The sequence below is a fragment of the Mycolicibacterium frederiksbergense genome (assembly GCF_012223425.1).
Lineage (GTDB): Bacteria > Actinomycetota > Actinomycetes > Mycobacteriales > Mycobacteriaceae > Mycobacterium > Mycobacterium frederiksbergense.
In genome coordinates this window covers 4,474,832-4,492,657 of record NZ_CP038799.1, presented here as the reverse complement: position 1 = coordinate 4,492,657, position 17,826 = coordinate 4,474,832, and the positions used below count along the sequence as shown (strand labels likewise).

The window sequence follows — 17,826 nt, the reverse complement described above, 5'->3', positions numbered from 1 at the left end:
TAAGTGGCGCGCTCAGCGACCCGCGGACTGGCGTGAGGCCCGCTCACGCGCAAGGAACTGCTCGCGGGAGGCGACTTCGACCGTGTCCATGTCGGCAAGGATGCCGCGCATCTCGGTCAGAAACGCCGTCCGCCGCGCCGACAGATCATCGGCGCGGCGTAGCAGCCCCTGATCGGCGGCCACCTGGCGCGCGGTGGTGAACAGCAGCGCCGATACCGACTCGGCGCTACGCACCTTGGCCTGGGCCACATACTGACGGCCGACCCCGAGCGCCAGCTTGGTCAGCTCCGCCTCCGGGATCTCCGCCGCGGCATCACGCAGCACATCGGCCACGATTCTGTAGGCCTCGAAGAACGGCCGCAGCATCGCCGAACCGAGCAGGGCCGCTTGGTCTGCAGGACGGCGTCGATGCCGTCGGGCCGGAGGCGATTTTCTCCTCCCAGTCCGGCACCCAGGACATCTCCGTGGTGATGTTCTCCCGGAAGGTGGCCGAGTCGGCGAAATAGAACTCGAACTTCAGCAGATCGCGCAGACGGATCACCTGGGTCCAGAACACCTCGAGCCAGTCCGACTCGGCGCGCGCGGCATGCGCGAGCGCCAGCTCGATGAGTGAGGTTTCCAGGAACGCGTAGATGACCGAGTTCCGGTAGAACGCGGCTTCGTGTTCGTCGTCTCTGGCGATCCGCCACACCGGCTCGCGGCCGCCGTCCACCCGGGTCACCGGGTGACCACCCGAGAGTGCATCCACCGCCGCGCCCACACCCTCGGGCGTACGCAGCCGCAGCACACTGTTGGTCATCGGAATCTCTTTGCGCTCAAGATAATCCAGTGCGTCCTGGAAAGTGTGGTGCAGCTGCCCGACCGTGAGTGCCATGCCCCGGGCGGTGAGCAACAACGCCGACACCAGTCCCGTCGCATTGACCGGGGTGACCCGCACGATGCGCCACGCCACCTCGAAGGCCATCTTCTGCATGGCCAGCCGTTTGGTGTCCTCGTCCTGGGCGATGGGACCGTTGGGTTCGCCCAGGTACTGGCGCATGGACACCGCTTCGGGGAAGCGGACGTAGATCTTGCCGTAGTTGCGTTCGCCCTGCGCCTTGATGAAGCTGTACAGCCAGGCCAGGCTTTCCGGGGTCTTCTCCCCGCCGCGGGCGTACTCGGCGTACTCGGCGGTCTCGTGCAGCTGGTCGAAGCTGATCGACACCGGCTGCAGCAGGATGTCCTCGCTGCGCCCGTCGAGATAGGCGTCGGCGACATAGGACAACAGTCCGAGCTTGGGCGGCAACATCTTTCCGGTGCGGGACCGCGTGCCCTCGATGGACCAGTTCAGGTTGAAGCGCTTCTCCACGATGTACCCGACGTACTGACGCAGCACATACTTGTACAGCGGATCGTCGAGCTTGCGGCGCAGGAAGATCACGCCGGAGTGCCGCATGATCGGTCCCATGAAACCGAAGGACAGGTTGATTCCGGCGAAGGTGTGCACCGGCGGAAGCCTGTTCTCCTGCATGGCGACCGGGACGATGACGCCGTCGAGGTAGGACCGGTGCGAGAACAGCAGCACCGCCGGGTGGGTCTCGAGGCTGTGTCGCATCGCTTCGATCTCGGTGCTGTCGTAGTCGATCCTGGGATCGAAGCCGCGGCTGAAGATGGCCCGGCCCAGCGTCGGGATGAGGTCCACGGAGAAGCGACTCCACCCGGTGGACAGCTCGTCGAGCATCTCGCCGGCCTTGTCGACCGTGGCACCCGGGATCTTCTCCAGGCCCTCACGGAACCGCGCCGAGGCCAGCATCTCGGGCTTGACCAGACGCGGTGACTTGTATTCGGGCCCCAGCAGCCGCAGTTCTACCCGTTCGATCGCCAGGATCGCCCGTCGGATCACGAAACGGGCGAACTCCCTGGGGTTTTCGGCAACGGTCGTGTCACTCCACTGCTGGCGCAGCTCGGACACCTTCGCGGGTTCACCGGCCACCACCCGGGCGCGCGCGGGATCCTTGCGCAGGATGCGCCGCTGCAGCAGCTCGGGCGGCCGGTAGGTGTCGCGGCCGGAGATCAGCGAGACCACCTTGGACCGCGTGGGCAGACCGCCGGGCACCCAGAAGACCCGGACCGGCACCACCGACCGATCGGGGTCGGCCGAGAGCAGTTCCACCAGCCGCGCCATCACGGTGGCCGGCGGGTCATCGGAATGCGTCGGCAGCAGCAGCACCTCGACGCGGGCCTCGGGCCGGTCCCGGCGCTGCTGGCGCAGCCAGTCGTCGAGCATTTCCTGTTCGGCCGGCGAGGCCACCGCGGCCAGCACGAGGGTGTCGCCGGTCGGGCTGAAACTGGCGAAGTCCTCGACAACCTGCTTCACGCTTCTTCTCCCCGCATACGTTGGTAGACAGCGGCATCGGGCAGCGACTCACGCGGCCAGTCCAGCAGGGTGTCCAGGTAGAGCCGGCGCACCTCGGCGATGCGGTCGGCCAGGTTGTCGTGGGTCCAGTCGTCGGTGGGGATCGGCGGGTACACCGCGACATCGACCTTGCCCGCGTTGAAGGTGCTGGAATCGCGGGCCGCGATGACCTCGGCGTTGCGGATCACGATCGGCACGATGGGGATGCCCGCCGCCATCGCGATGCGGAACGGCCCCTTCTTGAACGGGCCGACCTCGGTGGTGTCCAGCCGGGTGCCCTCGGGAGCGATCAGGATGGAAAGACCCTTGCGGGCAAGCTCTTCCACCTTGCGCAGTCCTTCGACGGCCGACTGGGTGTCGTCGCGGTCAATGAAGGCCGCGTCCATCACCTTGCCGAGCGGACCCATCAACGGGTTGCGTTCCAGCTCCTTCTTACCCACCCCGGTGAAGTCGACGTTGACGAGCCGGCCGGCGATCATCGGGTCGGCCTGGTTGCGGTGGTTGAAGATGAACACCGCCGGGCGCTGCGCGGTCAGGTTCTCCTCGCCCAGCACGTTGAGCTCGATGCCGGTGGTCAGCATCAGCAGCCTGCTCCAGTTGGAGGTGAAGAAGTTGACGCCCACCCGTTTGTTGCGGGTGAGCAGCCCCAGCCCGATGGCACCCGCCGCGACCGTCGGGATGGTCGCCAGGCTGGCCAGGGTGCGCAGCTGGGACACCGGGCTGCTGCCGCTGCGGCTGCTGAACTTCAGGATCGGCCAGCCCCGTTTCTGCGCCACCGACGCCAGCTTCCCGGCCGGGTTGGTGGGCCGCGGGTTGCCGACCAGATACATCAACGCGACGTCCTCGTCGCCGTCGGCGTAGAAGTAGCTCTTGCTCAGATCAACACCGTTGGCCGCCGAGAACTTCTGTACGGCATGGGCTTTGCCCGGACCCCAGATGACCGGCTCCTCGACCTCGCCGGTGATCAGTCCGTGATCGTCGACCTTGAACTTGTTGCTCAGCACCTTGTCGATGCCCAGGAACCGGGCGACCGGTTCCACCTGCACCGTCAGCGCCGAGGAGCTGAGCACGACGGTGTGGCCGCGGGCCTGGTGCGCGCGCACCATGGCCCGCATCTCCGGGTAGATGCGGTCGCGGACATGCTGGATGAACAACCGCTCACCGAGTTCGTCGAGATCGCTCATCGAGTTCCCGTGCAGCATGCGCGCACCCTTGCCGATGAGGTCCTCGAACTCTGAGCGGCCCAGCTGATGGTTGACACCGGCCTGCACCATGCCGATGAACTCGCCGACGCTCATCTGGCCGCGCCGCAACTGATCCCGCGTCATGAGCACGCCGGTGAATCCGGCGACCAGGGTGCCGTCCAGATCGAAGAAGGCGCCCACCTGGGGCCCCTCTGGGCTCGCCTCGATCTCGGCCACGGTGCCGGGCAGCCGCATGATCTTCGAGCCGCCTGATTGTCCGTCCGCCGAACTCATTGCGCAGCACTCCCATTCGACGAAGAGGTTTCGGGGTCGGCGAAGGAGGCCGGCACGGTCCGGCCTTCCCCGCCGAGTGCCAGAATCTCGTCGAAGCCCCGCAGCAGGCACCGCGCCCACAGTGCGTCGTCGACGAAGGCGGCCCGGTCGTAGCGGGTGGTGACGGTGACGTAACCGCCGCGCGATACCAGCACCGTCATCATCGCCACTCCCGGCAGCGGCCCGAGTCCGTAGTGCCGCAGCACCTTTGCCCCGGCGATGAAGGTGTCCCCGGGGTAGACTGGAACATTGCTGGCCTGCACATCGGAGTTGACCACCGAACTGGCCGCCGATTCCAGGACGGCGTCGGGCAGGAAGCTGGCGATCGGCGCGATCGTGCCGACCATGTCGATGGCGCGTTCCTCGCGCTTGCTGGTCATCTGCGAGCGGATCGCCTTGATCCGGCGCTCCGGATCGGCGATGCCGATGGGCGCGGCGAGATTGATGCCGGCAAAACGGTTTCCGCCGGCCGGGTCGTCATCGGAGCGCAGATTCACCGGGACGGCCATCGGCAAGGTGTCGATCGGCATCCCGAGGGCCTCGTGGTAGTACCGCAGCGCGCCGCACAGCCCGGCCAGGTAGACGTCGTTGATGGATCCGCCCGCGGCCTTGGCGGCCTTGTGCAGGTCGGCGAACACGATGTCGATGGCCTCGCTGCGCGAGGTGAGGCTGCGGCGGCGCAGCAGCGGCGAGTGATCGGCGACCGGCCGGGACACCCGGGTGGTCGACAACGCATAGTCCACGACGCCGCTGACCGCGGCGGCCGGATCACGCACCACGTTGGTGACCGCGTGCACCGCACCGCCGAGCAGGCCCAGCATGCTGTTGGTGATCTTCATGGGCAGCCGGTTGATGCCCATCCGCATCAGGTCATTGGCCGACAGATCCTGCGGAATCGGCAGGGGTGCAAGCTCACCGACCTCGACATCGCGTTCCAGGTTGTAGATGTGGGCGAACATCTCGACCGTGCCGACCCCGTCGGCGACGGCATGGCTCAGGTGCAGGATGGTGGCGGCCCGACCGTCGGCCAGCCCTTCGACGAGGGTGGCACTCCACAGCGGCCGGGTGATGTCCATCGGGGACTGCAGCGCGATCTCGGCCAGATCGAGCACCTGGCGCAGGGTGCCCGGTTCCGGGACCCGCGCCCGCCGCACGTGGAAGTCGAGGTTGAAGTCGGGGTCGACCACCCAGCGCGGCGAGGCCGTGGGCAGCGTCGGCATCACGACCTTCTGGCGTAACCGCAGCACCTTGCGCGACGCCTGCTCGAACACGGCGCGAAACCGCTCCCAATCGGGGGTGGTGTCAAGCAGTTCGACGCCCATGATGCCCGACCGGGTGCGGGGATTGGCCTCCCCGCGGTGCAGCAATGTGTCGACGCCGTTCAGTTTCTGGGCAGCCCCGCCGCATCCAACGGCACCTTGCTCATCGCGCGAACTCTCCTCCTGCGCGGCGCTCCACCAGCGGTCACCGTGCAGCGTCCACGCTAGTCGGCGGCGCCGGGGTGCGACGCAGCTTTCGTAGCTGTCATCCGGCGGCGACGTCGGAATTCATCGCGGCTTCAGATGTGGATCGGAGGTTGAGGTGGACGGCGCCTCCACGCGCCGACCGATATTTCACCTGGACCCGGTGAAACGCACCGTCCGCGTACGCAACGAGGTCGAACGGCGCGTGCTCGGTAGTCGGGAAAAGCACGTAGAACCCCTTGCTCACCAGGTCGGCGTGTGCTTTGGCGACACCGAGGTCGCCCTTGTCTTTGGTGTGATGTCGAACCACTGATCGCCCATTTCGTCGAATGCGGTGCGAGCAGCCCACGTCGTGCGCATCCGTTTCTTCAAAGACATCGCCGCGGTGTAGATTACGGTGGTCCGACTTGCCCCCGTGGCGCAACGGATAGCGCATCCGGTTTCTACCCGGTCGGTTGCAGGTTCGAATCCTGTCGGGGGTACTACATTTCGATCAATTGCCGTGTGCTTCTCGTTCTTGAGTGCACCGTAGCGCGTCGGTCCGACAAACCCCGATGGCCTCGCTGGGCGCGCAGTCCTTGAGGAAACAGCTGATCAGCCGCGCCGGCCGGCGCGTTCGGCGAAGGCGTCGAGCGCGGCAAGTACGTCGGGAGAACGCCACACCCGGTTCCGAGCTCCATTCGTTGACTCGACGAGGATTCCCGCCTCGGTGAGCGGGTTGAGGTAGCGGTGTGCGTTGGTGGACTCGATGCCCAGCTCCTGCGCGAGCAACGCGGCATTCACAACCGGGCGACGGGTCAACAAATCTGCGACCTTCCAGACCGCGGAGTCGGCACGTGCGGTGATCACGTCGTTCCAGGTTTCCCGGATGTCACGCAGTTCGTCAACCAACTGTCGTCCGTTGGCGATGGCCAGGACCGTGGCCTGCGAGAACCGCCCGACAATGGGGGCGGCATCGCCCTCGCGGTAGCTCGTCAAGGCGGCGAAATACCCATCGGTGTCGGCCAGCAACCCGGCTGAGACCGGCACCGTGACCTGACGCGACAGACCTTTGTTGCGCAGCATCGCTTGCACCAAGGCGCGACCCGTGCGGCCGTTGCCGTCGGTGAAGGGGTGAATGGTCTCGAACTGTGCGTGGCTCACTGCTATCTGCGGCAGCGCGGGAAGGTCAGCGCGCTGCGCGAAAGCGACCAGATCGTCGATCGCCCCGGGGACCAACTCATGGCGCGGGCCGACAAATGTCGCGCCGATGGGAGTCGACCCGCCGCCGATCCACACCGGCTCGGTGCGGAATTCGCCCGGCGTGTGACTCGGATCGTTGATCATCAACGCACGGTGCATCGCCCGGACAGCCTCGGCGTCGACGGTATCGGACAGTGCGACCGCCGCCCGCATCGCCGCGGTGTTGGCGACGACCATTGCCGCGTTGCGCTTGGCTTTGCCGCCGGGCAGCTCGGCCTCGCCGATCGCGCGTGCCGATGCGGTCAGGTTCTCGATCTGCGAGCTCGCGGCGGATTCCGACCGCAGCAACACTGAAGCAAACGGTGCGATCTCGCCGCCGAGCTCGGCGTCAAACCGTGCGATCTCGCGGCTGGCCGACTCAGCCTCGACGAGCACCGACGGCGGCAAGTCGAGTGCCAGGTCTGCAATGGCGACCGGCACGCAGGGGTGATAAGTGCCGTACCTCGGCCGCGCGACGCGCGAGTACCTCATCCCCTGCGGTTCCCAACAAACGTCCTCGTGGGCGATGGGACGAAGTGAAGTCATCGAGATACTTTAACTTCACTTATCGAGCTAAGTGAAGTTAATGGGCAGGGTGGACTTCAGTTGTGGCGAGCCCCTGGACCGCGAGATTGCTGTTTCTGCGCGAGCCACTCGCACTTCCACGCGATATCTGCAATCTCGTGAACAGTGGCCCAGCTACCACTCGCTGGGCGCGTAATCCTTCAGGAAACAGCCGTGCAGGTCCTCGCCGGCCTCACCGCGCACGATCGGGTCGTAGACGCGGGCGGCGCCGTCGACCAGATCGAGCGGGGCATGGAAGCCCTCCTCGGCCAGGCGCAGTTTGGTCGGGTGCGGACGCTCATCGGTGATCCAACCGGTATCCACGGCGGTCATCAGGATGCCGTCCTGCTCCAGCATCTCCGCGGAGCTGGTGCGGGTGAGCATGTTCAACGCGGCCTTGGCCATGTTGGTGTGCGGGTGCCCGGGCCCCTTGTAGCGGCGGCCGAACTGGCCCTCCATCGCCGAGACGTTGACGACGTACTTGCGCCGGGCCGGTGAGGCGGCCATCGCCGGGCGCAGGCGGCTGACCAGGATGAACGGCGCGGTCTGGTTGCACAGCTGCACCTCCAGCAGCTCCATCGCATCGACCTCGTGCACCCGCTGGGTCCAGCTGTTGATCGGCGCCGTGTCGGGCAGCAGCCCGCCGGCATCGATGGCGGTGCCCGCGGCGATCCGTTCCGGTGAGGCGCTGCGGGCGGTCAGGGCCAGCTCGGTCAGGGCGTGCGGGGTCTGGTGGTCGGCGAGGCTGCCCGCCAGTGCCGCCGGGTGCGCGTCGCTGACCCGGTCGAAGGTCACCACGTCGACATGTGCCAGCTCCGGCGGCGCGCTGCGTTCGGCCTCGACGAGTGCCGAATAGGAGCCGGGCGCCCGGCGCACCGTCTGGGCGGCGTTGTTGATCAGGATGTCCAGCGGGCCGTGGGCGGCCACCGTGTCCGCCAGCGCCACCACCTGGGCGGGGTCACGCAGATCGATGCCGATGATCCGCAGCCGGTGCAGCCAGTCGGCGCTGTCTTCCATGGCGGCGAAGCGCCGCACCGCGTCATTCGGGAATCGGGTGGTGATGGTGGTGTGCGCGCCGTCGCGCAGCAGGCGCAACGCGATGTACATGCCGATCTTGGCGCGCCCGCCGGTCAGCAGCGCGGTGCGGCCGGTGAGATCGGTGCGAGCATCGCGTTTGGCATGGCTGAACGCCGCGCACTCCGGACACAGCTGGTGGTAGAAGGCGTCGACGACGGTGTGCTGCTTCTTGCAGATGTAGCAGGCCCGCGACCGCAGCAGGGTTCCCGCGGAGGCACCGGTCACCGACGACACCAGCGGCAGGCCGGCGGTCTCGTCGTCGATACGCCCGGGCGCCCCGGTGGCCGTCGCGGCGATGACGGCCTTGTCGGCCTCGGCCACCGCGTCGCGTTTGGCGTGCCTGCGCGCCTTGCGCACCGACTTGAAGATGCCGGCGGTGGCGCGTCGGACGGCGACCGCGTCGGGGTGCTCGGGCGGCAGCGATTCGACCTCGGCCAGCACCTGAAGGCAGGCGCGCAGCTTGTCCGGATCGATCGCAGTCACCGCGCAAGGGTACGGCGACCAGGCCCCGAGTTCCTATTCGCCGAGCGTCAGAGGGCGGCCCAGAAGCTTGTCAGCACCTCGGCGCCGCGGGCCGGATCCTCGATCATCCACCAGTGCCCCAGTCCGTCGAGGACCTCGGTGCGGGCACCGGCACGGCCCGCCGCCCGGCGCCTGATCTCGTCGGAACCCACGAAGTGGTCTTCGGTGGCAAGGATGGCCAGCCCGGGACGAGCTGCGGCGTTTTCGAGTGCGCCTCCCGCCTTGGCGAGCACAGGCTGGGCCGCCGAGCGGTACAGCCGCAGGATCGCCGCGCCCATGTCGGCGTTCTGCGCCGCCACCAGGGCCGGTGCGATCTCGGGTCCGATACCCATGGCGGCCACCGCCGCGATCCGCTCCTCGGCAGTTCCGGCCATCATGGCCACGACGTACTGCTCGCCGACCTCCGGCGTCTGCCAGATCTGCGCCATGTCGTGCCAGACGTACTCGGGATCGAAGACGCCGACGATATCGCTGACCCAGCTCCGGACCAGTTCGGGGCGGTGCATGACGACGTTGACGACATGCCCGCCGCCCCAGTCGTGACCGACCAGGTCGATGGGCCCCTCGATCCGTTCGAGTTCCTGTTCCAGCCAGTCCCGGTAGGCCAGGTAGGTGGGGTCGAATCCATCCGGCAGCGGCGCACCGAACCCGGGCGGGGACAGGGTGACGACATCGTCACGCCCGAGGGCATCGATCAACGGCCCCCAGATGGCATTCGTCTCCGGGTTCCCATGCACGAATACGACAGTCATGGGGTCATCGTGCACGAAGCGCGTGCGGGTGTCTCAGCCCTCGGCGACCGACACTTCCCCGAGCGCTTCAGCCAGTGTGGAGCGCAGCGTGAGGAACGCCGACAGCCCGACCAGTTCCAGCGGACGCCGGGTGATGGGCCCGTCGGCGACGACGACCAGCGACGCGTCCTCGGACAGCTTTTCCTTCGTCTCGACCAGCAGCGACATACCGCAGGACGCGAACATGGTGGTCTCGGTCAGGTCGATGATCACCATCGACGGTCGCTTGTCCAGGGCCGTCGCGATGAGCTGGCCCATGTGCGGAGCGGTGAGCATGTCAACCACGCCGGAGCAGCTGATCACCACGGTCGTGGCGTGCCACGTCTCGGTGCATACCAACGACGACGGACCGGATACGAATTGCTGAGTCATCGAATACCTCGCGGAAGCGTAGATTCGGCGCGCAATGTCTCGCGGGCTGTGGCTCAACCGGGCAAGTTAGAACGCTTACTGATCTTGAGCTTACGGCAACCGCCACGTCGGTGTGACCAGACAAGGGGTGGCCTGGCACTCTCGAGACGGGAAGTCAGGACCGCAACCTGGGGGTGGACCAATGTCGCGTGACACTACCGACGGCGCCGCCGCCGACGATCTGCTGCCGGCCGGCACGCCCATCGATCTCGACAACTGCGCGCGCGAGCCGATCCACATCCCGGGCAGCATCCAGCCGCGCGGAGTGCTCGCCGTCGTCCGCGAGCCCGACTTCGAGATCCGCCAGGTCAGCGCCAACGTCGCCGATCTGCTCGGCGTGGCCGTCGACGACGTTCTGGGCCGGCACCTGTCGGCGCTGATCGGTACCGCGCAGGCCGCCCGGGTCCAGCAGTCGGCGGCGGCGTTCGGCGATCTGCGACAACGTAATCCGCTGGAGTTGGAGCTCACCGTTGACGGCCGGTCCCGGCCGTTCGATGCGTTGATGCATCGTGAACCTGGCGGCGTGCTGCTGGTCGAGCTCGAAATCGCCTACGGGGAACGGCCGTTCTCCTTCCCGAACACCTATCAGGCGGTGCGCAACTCGGTCGAGGAACTCAACCGGGCCTCGTCCATGGGCGAGCTCTACGAGACCACCGCCCGTGCGATCCGCGATCTCACCGGGTTCGACCGGGTGATGGTGTACCGCTACGACCGTGACTACAACGGCGAAGTCGTTGCCGAAAGCAAACGCGACGACCTCAATTCCTTTCTCGGCCTGCACTATCCGGCCAGCGACATCCCGGCGCAGGCCCGCGCGATGTACGAGAAGAGCTGGTTGCGCCTGATCTCCGATGTCGATTACACGCCGGCGCCGCTGGTGCCGACGATGGACCCGGACAGCGGCACGCCACTGGATCTCACGCACGCCACCCTGCGCAGCGTCTCGCCGATCCACATCGAATACCTGCAGAACATGGGTGTGCGTGCGTCGATGTCGATTTCGCTGCTGCGCCACGGCCGGCTCTGGGGATTGATCGCGTGCCACCACTACGCCGGGCCGCACCTGCCGCCGTACGGCGCCCGGGCCGCCGCCGAATTCCTCGGTTCCACACTGTCCTTGCGCCTCATCGACCGGTTCGACGACGACCAGTTGCGCGAGCGCCTGGCAGCCCAGTCCATGCTCGCCCACGTGACCGCGGCAACACTGGACGAGCGTGAATCCGTCGCGTCGGCACTGCTGCGCTCCCCCAGCCTGCTGGACCTGCTGCCCGCCGCCGGCGTGGCGGTCAGCCTCGGCGGCGAGTACCACGAACTGGGGGCCGTGCCGACCGCAGAGGTGGTGGCACAGGTCGTGGGTTGGGCGCGGGGCGCCGGTACGGAAATCGCCTCCTCCGAATGCCTGGCCGACGATCTCCCCGGACTGGATCCCGGTGTCGCGGCGGGTGCTCTGGCGTTGAATCTGCCCGACGAGCAATACATCATCTGGTTCCGCCAGGAGGCATTGCGGGCGGTGGACTGGGGCGGTGACCCGCACAACAAGGCCATCGCGGTGCAGCAGGGTGACGGGGTCCGGCTCAGTCCGCGCAAGTCTTTCGAACGCTGGCGCGAGGTGGTCCAAGGATGCGGTGAGCCCTGGGGACCCATCCAGCTCGAGACCGCCGAGACACTGCGCCGCCACCTCGTCGAGGAGCTGTACCGCCGCACCCGCGGGGCGCTGCGGGCCGCCGAGATGCTGCAGCGCAGCCTGCAGCCCGCCTCGTTGCCGTTCATCCCCGGCTGGGAGCTGTCGGCGGACTACCGTCCCGCCGCCGGCGGCCGGGTGGGCGGCGATTGGTATGACGCTTTCCAGCTCCCGGACGGACGGCTCATCGCGCTGCTCGGTGATGTCGCCGGCCATGGCTTGCCCGCCGCCGGGGCGATGGCACAACTGCGGGGTGCATTGCGCTCACAGCTGTTCGCCGGGGCCACACCGGCTCAGGCATTGAGTCAGCTCAATGCGTTCAGCCTGCATCTGATGCCCCGGACGTTCGCGACGGTGATCGCCGCCCGGGTCGATCTGGATTCCGGTCAGGTGGAGGCGGCCTCGGCCGGGCATCTGATGCCCTATCGCACCGGCCCGGTGGTCGAGCAGGCACCGGTGCAGCTGTCCCCGCCGATCGGTGTGCGGGGTGTGCAGTACGTGCCGAGCACCTTCACCCTCGATCACGGCCAGGGCCTGGTGATGTTCTCCGACGGCCTGGTGGAGCGACGCGACTCGACGATCGACGACGGGATCGACAGGCTGGCCGGCGTGCTCGGCCAGGCCGGTGATCTGTCCGCGTCGGGTATCTCGAATGCACTGGCATCCAGCGAGACCGACGATGACGTCACCGTCATCACGCTGCAACGCCTGTGACGCGCGGCGGTATGTTGTCGTCCATGCCGGTCACCGTTGTCCTCGAACTGAAGATCAAGCCCGAATCCGTCGCCGACGCGCGCGACATCTTCCGCCGGGCCCTCGCCGATACCCGGGCGTTCCCCGGCAATCTGGGCACCGATGTCCTCGTCGACGAGACCGACGAGGGCCACTGGCTGATCTACGAACTCTGGGAGTCCGTCGAACACGATGAGGCTTACCGCGCCTTCCGGGCCGGCGAAGGCAAGCTCACCGAGGTGCCCGCGTTGCTGACCGCACCTCCGGTCAAGACGCGGTACACCACCAGCGACGTCTGAGCGCGTCAGACGGTCGGCACCGTGTCAAAGCGCTCTGAGCTGCCCGAACCCCGGGAAGTGTAAAAGCCGAACGAGGCGGGTAGACGTCGGTGACCTGTAGGCCGAGGCGGAAAGTGACGGATATGCGACTGCTCGCGGCCGTGCTCGCCGCAATGGTCGTCCTCACCTGCGGGGCATGCTCCACCGGGCAGCGCGTCGATCTGGGCCAGGACTCAGGCAATCTGATCGCCGCGATCTCGGGGGAACCCGACCAGCTCGATCCACACAAGACCAGTGCCTACTTCTCGTTCGAAGTGTTGGAGAACGTCTACGACACGCTCGTCGAACCCGACGCCGATCTGAACATGCGCCCGGCACTCGCCGAGTCCTGGGAGACCTCCCCGGACCAGCTGGTCTGGACCTTCCGGCTGCGGCCCGGCGTCACCTTCCACGACGGCAGCCCGTTGACCGCCGACGACGTCGTCTACTCCTACCGCCGCATCATCGACGAGGAACTGACCAACGTCGACAAGTTCAGTGCCATCACCTATGTCAGCGCCACCGACGACCTCACGGTTCGCATCACCCTGGCGCGTCCGACCCCGAATCTGCTGACCAACCTCGGTGGATTCAAGGGGATGGCAATCGTGCAGCGCGCGAATGTCGAAGACGGACAGATCGCGACGCACCCGATCGGCACCGGCCCGTTCTCCTTCGTCGGGCAGAAGAGCGGTGACTCGATCACCCTGCGCGCCAACGATAGGTACTGGGGCGGCGCCCCGCAGGTCCCTGGGGTGACCTACCGGTTCATCAGTGAACCCTCGACCGCGCTGTCCGCTCTGCAGGCCGGTGAGGTCGACTGGACCGACGCCGTGCCGCCGCAGCGGGTCACCCAGCTGCGCAACGACGACTCGCTGCATCTCGCCCAGACACCCAGCAACGACTACTGGTATCTGGCACTCAATCTGGCCCGGCCGCCGTGGAACGATGTGCGCGTCCGGCAGGCCGTGGCCTATGCCATCGACCGGCCGTCGATCGTGCAGGCCACCAGTTACGGTACGGCGCAGGCCAATCAACTGGCCATCCCCGAAGGCAACCCGTGGTTCGTGCCCTATGACCGCTACAGCCAAAACCTGGACAAGGCCCGGGCGCTGTTGCAAGAGGCCGGCGTGACACCGTCGACCATGGACCTGCTGGTCACCACCGAGTATCCGCAGACCGTCACCGCCGCCCAGGTGATCGCCGACAACCTTGCGCCCCTTGGCATCACCGCGAATATTCGCACCGTCGACTTCGCCACCTGGCTCGACGAACAGAACAGCGGACGGTTCGACATGCTGATGATGGGTTGGCTGGGCAATATCGACCCCGACGACTTCTACTACGCCCAGCACCACACCGACGGCACGAGCAATGCCCAGAAATTCTCCGACCCGCGGGTGGACGCGCTGCTCGATGCCGGCCGCACCGAAACCGATCAGCAAGCGCGCAAAGAGGATTACGCGCAGGCGGCCACCCTGATCGCCGATGAGGTGAGCTACCTGTATCTGTACAACCCGGCGGTGCTGCAGGCCTGGACCCCCGGCCTGTCCGGGTACGAGGCACGGCGCGACAAGGCGATCCGGTTCCGCGACGCCGTCCTGGACTCCGGTGGTGCGGACCGATGAGCGCGTGCGCGAAGAGCGGGTGCCCGCGGTGACGGTCCTGACGTTCCTGGCCCGGCGGCTGGCGTACTCGCTGGTGGTGCTGGTGGGTGTGCTCATCGTGGTGTTCGCGCTGGTCCATCTGGTTCCCGGCGATCCCGTGCGGATCGCGCTCGGTACCCGCTACACGCCCGAGGCGTACGCGGCGCTGCGCCAGGCCAGTGGGCTGGACCAGCCACTGATCGGCCAGTTCTTCGGCTATCTCGGGCATGCGGCCACCGGCAACCTGGGCGTCAGCTTCCGCAACGGCGACCCGGTCACCGAGATCCTGCTGGAGCGGCTGCCGGCGACGGTGTCCCTCGCGCTCGTCGGCATTACCCTGGCGCTGGCGATCGCGCTGCCCGCCGGGATCTACTCCGCGCTGCGGGAAGGCCGGGCCAGCGACGCGATCGTGCGTATCACCAGCCAATTCGGTGTGTCGGTGCCCGACTTCTGGCTCGGCATCCTGCTCATCTCGTTGTTCTCCACGGTGCTGGGCTGGCTGCCGACCTCGGGGTACCGCCCGCTGTTCGAGGACCCGGGCGGCTGGCTGCGCCACGTCATCCTGCCCGGGCTGACCGTGGGCCTGGTGGCCGCGGCCATCTTGACCCGCTATGTCCGGTCGGCGGTGCTGGAGGTGACCGCCATGGGGTACGTCCGCACCGCCCGCTCGAAAGGCCTTCCACCCCGGGTGGTGACGATGCGCCACACCGTGCGCAACGCACTGGTCCCGATCCTCACCATCACCGGCATCCAGCTGGCCACCATCCTCAGCGGCATCATCGTCGTCGAAGTGGTGTTCGCCTGGCCCGGCCTGGGCCGGTTGGTGTTCAACTCGGTGGCCGCGCGGGATTACCCGGTGATCCAGGGCGCGGTGTTGCTGATGGCGGTGCTGTTCCTGGTGGTCAACCTGTTGGTCGATCTGCTGTACGCGGTTGTCGATCCGAGGATCCGGCTGTCATGACCGAACAAGGACTCGCCGGCGACCAGCGGACCAGGGCCTGGCGGCTGCTGGCCGGCAACCCGGTGACCGTGCTGAGCGCCCTGGTGCTCGGCGCGGTCTTCGTCATCGCGGTGACCGCCTCCTTCATCACGCCGTACGGCGTCAACGACGTCGATGTGCCCCAGGCATTGCGTCCACCCAGCGGCGCGCACTGGATGGGCACCGACGAACTGGGCCGCGATGTGCTGTCACGGGTGCTGATGGGCGTGCAGGCCTCGATGAAGGTGGCGGTGGTGAGCGTCGCCTTTGCCGCCGTGGTCGGTGTCACGCTGGGCGTGCTCGCCGGCTACCGCGGCGGCTGGTTGGACACCGTGGTGATGCGGATCGTCGATGTGATGTTCGCGTTCCCGGTGCTGCTGCTGGCCCTGGCCATCGTCGCCGTCCTCGGGCCGGGCCTGACCACCACGATCCTGGCGATCGGCGTCGTCTACGTGCCGATCTTCGCGCGGGTGGCCCGCGCCAGCACGCTCTCGGTCCGGGTGGAGCCGTATGTGGCGATGTCGCGCACCATGGGCACCGGCTCGGGTTTCATCCTGACCCGGCACATCCTGCCCAACATCACCGGCCCGCTGATCGTGCAGACATCGCTGTCGCTGGCCTTCGCGATCCTGTCGGAGGCGGCGCTGTCCTTCCTAGGGCTGGGATTACAGCCTCCGCAACCCTCGCTGGGACGGATGATCTTCGACTCCCAGGGTTTCGTCACGCTGGCCTGGTGGATGGCCGTGTTCCCGGGTCTGGCCATCTTCGTCATCGTGCTGGCCTGCAACCTGCTCGGCGACGGCCTTCGTGATGTCCTGGACCCCAAGCAGCGCACCATGATCGAAGCGCGGAGGCGACGATGAGTGGTTCAGTGCTGGCCGTCAGCGGGCTGGGGGTGCGCATCGGGCGCCGGGAGATAGTGCGCGAGGTGTCGATGGTCGTCGAACCCGAACAGACTCTCGGCATCGTCGGTGAGTCCGGTTCCGGCAAGTCGATGACCGTGCTGGCCGCCACCGGACTGCTCGACGCGCCGGGCGCCCAGGTCAGCGGGTCCAGCGTCCTCGCCGGGGACCAGGAACTCGTCGGCGCGTCGGCACGCACGCTGCGCCGGGTGCACGGCGGCCGGATCGGTTTCGTCTTCCAGGATCCCGGCACCTCACTGAACCCGCTGCTGACGGTGGAACGCCAGATCACCGAATCCCTGGAGACGCACAAGAATCAGACGCGCAGACAGGCCCACACCCGCGCACTGGAACTACTGGAGGCGGTGGGTCTGCCCGAACCGCAGAACCGGCTGCGCAGCTATCCACATCAGCTCTCCGGCGGGCAACGCCAACGCGTGATGGTCGCCATCGGGCTGGCCTGCGATCCGGAACTGCTGATCGCCGACGAGCCCACCACCGCGCTCGACGTCACCACCCAGGCCCAGATCATCGAACTGATCCGGGACCTGCAGCGCGATTTCGGGACCGCGGTGGTGTGGATCAGTCATGACCTCGGGGTCATCGGCGAGGTGGCCGACACCGTCACGGTGCTGCGCAGCGGGGAGGTCGTCGAGCAGGCGAGCGTCGACGAGATCTTCGATCGGCCCCGCGAACCCTACACCCGCGAATTACTCAGCGCCCGGCCGGTATTGGGCGGTAGTGGTCCGCCCGCTCCGCCGTCCGACGCGCCGGTGTTGCTGGATGTCGACGGCCTCGACATCCGGTTCCCGGTGAGCACCCCGACGGGGAGGTCGGTGGTGCACGCGGTCAAGAATCTGTCGTTCCGGATCCGTCGGGGCGCCACCCTGGGCCTGGTGGGCGAATCCGGTTCGGGGAAGTCCACCGTCGCCTCGGCGCTCACCGGCCTGGTTGCGCCCGAGTCGGGCAGCGCGGCGCTGGACGGCACCGATGTGCTCAATGTGCCGGGCGCACAGCGCAAAACCGTGCGGCAGCGCATCAGCCTGGTCATGCAGGACCCGTTCGCCTCGCTGAACCCCCGCATGCCGGTGGGGACGTCGATCGCCGAACCGCTCGTCGTGCACCGGCTGGTGGCGGACCGCACGAAGCGCGACGCCCGGGTCGGCGAACTCCTGGATGCCGTCGGCCTGTCCGCATCGTTCGCGTCCCGCTACCCGCACGAGCTTTCCGGTGGGCAACGCCAGCGGGTGAACATCGCCCGGGCGCTGGCCGTGCAGCCCGAACTGCTGATCCTCGATGAGGCCACCGCTTCCCTGGATGTGTCGGTGCAGGCCAAGGTGCTGGAGCTGCTGCTGGAGCTGCAGCGCGATCTCGGGTTGACCTACCTGTTCATCGGGCATGATCTGGCGGTCATCGAACGGGTGAGCCACGACGTGTTGGTGCTGCGCGCCGGTGAATGTGTCGAGTACCGGCCCGCCGCTGAGCTTTTCGCCGCGCCGGAGCACGAGTACACCCGCGCGCTGCTGGCTGCGGTACCGCCGGACCGCCTGGCCCGGGCCTGATCGAGGGTGATCTCGTCGGCGCCGCCGGCGGTCGCCGCACCTCTTT

12 protein-coding genes, 1 tRNA gene and 2 pseudogenes are annotated in these 17,826 nt (G+C 67.5%); 7 read left to right on the top strand and 8 right to left on the bottom strand.

Annotation, left to right across the window (positions count from 1 at the left end):
• Nucleotides 1–12: 12 nt before the first annotated feature.
• The 4 genes and pseudogenes from EXE63_RS24865 to EXE63_RS24850 all read right to left on the bottom strand — a co-directional run bounded on the left by EXE63_RS24865 (nucleotide 13) and on the right by EXE63_RS24850 (nucleotide 5,811).
• Nucleotides 13–2,356: pseudogene (locus EXE63_RS24865) on the bottom strand (glycerol-3-phosphate 1-O-acyltransferase).
• Nucleotides 2,353–3,873, bottom strand: a complete 1,521-nt coding sequence (locus EXE63_RS24860; protein WP_168144130.1) for an HAD-IB family hydrolase — start codon at nucleotides 3,871–3,873, stop codon at nucleotides 2,353–2,355. Before EXE63_RS24860 ends, EXE63_RS24865 begins: the two are co-directional and overlap by 4 nt.
• Nucleotides 3,870–5,338: pseudogene (locus tag EXE63_RS24855) on the bottom strand (wax ester/triacylglycerol synthase family O-acyltransferase). The gene EXE63_RS24860 and the pseudogene EXE63_RS24855 overlap by 4 nt, the downstream one beginning before the upstream one ends.
• 98 nt (nucleotides 5,339–5,436) lie before the next feature.
• Complete coding sequence (locus EXE63_RS24850; RefSeq protein WP_234904258.1) at nucleotides 5,437–5,811, bottom strand: group I intron-associated PD-(D/E)XK endonuclease; 375 nt, start codon at nucleotides 5,809–5,811, stop codon at nucleotides 5,437–5,439.
• Here EXE63_RS24850 and EXE63_RS24845 point away from each other — a divergent pair.
• A tRNA-Arg gene (locus EXE63_RS24845) sits at nucleotides 5,785–5,857 on the top strand. The genes EXE63_RS24850 and EXE63_RS24845 overlap by 27 nt on opposite strands.
• Nucleotides 5,858–5,969: 112 nt before the next feature.
• Here EXE63_RS24845 and EXE63_RS24840 read toward each other — a convergent pair.
• The 4 genes from EXE63_RS24840 to EXE63_RS24825 form a co-directional block, all read right to left on the bottom strand.
• Nucleotides 5,970–7,142, bottom strand: a complete 1,173-nt coding sequence (locus tag EXE63_RS24840; protein WP_168144129.1) for a Fic family protein — start codon at nucleotides 7,140–7,142, stop codon at nucleotides 5,970–5,972.
• A gap of 153 nt (nucleotides 7,143–7,295) precedes the next feature.
• Complete coding sequence (locus EXE63_RS24835) at nucleotides 7,296–8,720, bottom strand: SDR family NAD(P)-dependent oxidoreductase (protein ID WP_168144128.1); 1,425 nt, start codon at nucleotides 8,718–8,720, stop codon at nucleotides 7,296–7,298.
• A gap of 47 nt (nucleotides 8,721–8,767) precedes the next feature.
• A complete protein-coding gene (locus tag EXE63_RS24830; protein WP_168144127.1) occupies nucleotides 8,768–9,511 on the bottom strand; it encodes an alpha/beta fold hydrolase in 744 nt (247 codons plus the stop codon).
• Nucleotides 9,512–9,544: 33 nt separating this feature from the next.
• A complete protein-coding gene (locus EXE63_RS24825; protein ID WP_168144126.1) occupies nucleotides 9,545–9,922 on the bottom strand; it encodes an STAS domain-containing protein in 378 nt (125 codons plus the stop codon).
• Between the two features lie 181 nt (nucleotides 9,923–10,103).
• Between EXE63_RS24825 and EXE63_RS24820 the strand changes: the two genes are divergently transcribed.
• From EXE63_RS24820 to EXE63_RS24795, 6 genes are all read left to right on the top strand, one after another.
• The gene (locus EXE63_RS24820) at nucleotides 10,104–12,356 is read left to right on the top strand and encodes a SpoIIE family protein phosphatase (RefSeq protein ID WP_168144125.1); all 2,253 of its coding nucleotides are present in this window, start codon (nucleotides 10,104–10,106) and stop codon (nucleotides 12,354–12,356) included.
• A 23-nt stretch (nucleotides 12,357–12,379) separates the two neighbouring features.
• The gene (locus EXE63_RS24815) at nucleotides 12,380–12,673 is read left to right on the top strand and encodes a putative quinol monooxygenase (protein ID WP_168144124.1); all 294 of its coding nucleotides are present in this window, start codon (nucleotides 12,380–12,382) and stop codon (nucleotides 12,671–12,673) included.
• A gap of 122 nt (nucleotides 12,674–12,795) precedes the next feature.
• Nucleotides 12,796–14,319 (top strand): ABC transporter substrate-binding protein, encoded by a 1,524-nt coding sequence (locus EXE63_RS24810; RefSeq protein WP_168144123.1) that lies wholly within the window; start codon nucleotides 12,796–12,798, stop codon nucleotides 14,317–14,319.
• A gap of 28 nt (nucleotides 14,320–14,347) precedes the next feature.
• Complete coding sequence (locus EXE63_RS24805) at nucleotides 14,348–15,298, top strand: ABC transporter permease (RefSeq protein ID WP_168145757.1); 951 nt, start codon at nucleotides 14,348–14,350, stop codon at nucleotides 15,296–15,298.
• Nucleotides 15,295–16,179 carry an ABC transporter permease gene (locus EXE63_RS24800; RefSeq protein ID WP_168144122.1) on the top strand — a complete coding sequence of 295 codons (885 nt, stop codon included), beginning with the start codon at nucleotides 15,295–15,297 and terminating at the stop codon, nucleotides 16,177–16,179. The genes EXE63_RS24805 and EXE63_RS24800 overlap by 4 nt, the downstream gene beginning before the upstream one ends.
• Nucleotides 16,176–17,780, top strand: coding sequence for a dipeptide ABC transporter ATP-binding protein (locus EXE63_RS24795; RefSeq protein ID WP_168144121.1), 1,605 nt, complete (start codon nucleotides 16,176–16,178; stop codon nucleotides 17,778–17,780). Before EXE63_RS24800 ends, EXE63_RS24795 begins: the two co-directional genes overlap by 4 nt.
• Nucleotides 17,781–17,826: the final 46 nt, after the last annotated feature.